This window comes from Clostridium sp. SM-530-WT-3G, from assembly GCF_012843905.1.
Classification (GTDB): domain Bacteria; phylum Bacillota; class Clostridia; order Clostridiales; family Clostridiaceae; genus Clostridium.
On sequence record NZ_JABAGC010000100.1, the window covers coordinates 1 to 676 of the forward strand.

Genomic DNA, 676 nt, shown 5'->3' on the forward strand with positions numbered 1-676 from the left:
ATCTGCATATCTGCAAAATTTGTGTCCTCTTTTCTCAAGTTCTTTATCTAATTCATCTAGCATTATATTTGCTAGTAATGGACTTAACGGACCGCCTTGCGGAGTTCCTTCTTCGTTAGTAATACAAATACCATTAATAAGTACACCACTTTTAAGATATTTTCTTATTAACGTCAATAATCTTCTGTCCTTTATTTTCTTTTCCAATTTACTCATGAGAATATCATGATTAACTTTATCAAAGAATTTTTCTAAATCCATATCTACAACCCATCTATTTCCTTGATTTATGTATTCTTTTGATTTCCTTATAGCATCTTTTGCTCCCCTGTGAGGGCGGAATCCGAAGCTATTATTAGAAAATGATGGTTCATAAATTCTTGATAATACCTGAGCAATTGCTTGTTGAATTAATCTATCTTGTACAGTTGGAATTCCTAATAATCTAACTCCACCATCTGGTTTCGGAATTTCTACTCTTCTAACTGGTGATGGATTATATCTTGTTTCTAGCAGTTTAGCCTTAATTGTATTCCAGTGTTTTTGGATATGCTCTCGAAGTTCATCGATTTTCATTCCATCAACACCATGACTACCTTTATTGCTAATTACTCTTTTGAGAGCTGAAAGCATATTTTTCCTTTCAAGAACTTCTTCGAGTAATCTACTAGTATCA

The 676-nt window shown here is 32.7% G+C and carries 1 protein-coding gene; it reads right to left on the reverse strand.

The features are described 5' to 3' along the window. A partial coding sequence (gene ltrA, locus HF850_RS15395) for a group II intron reverse transcriptase/maturase (protein ID WP_169106288.1) occupies positions 1-676 on the reverse strand: 676 nt, incomplete at both ends.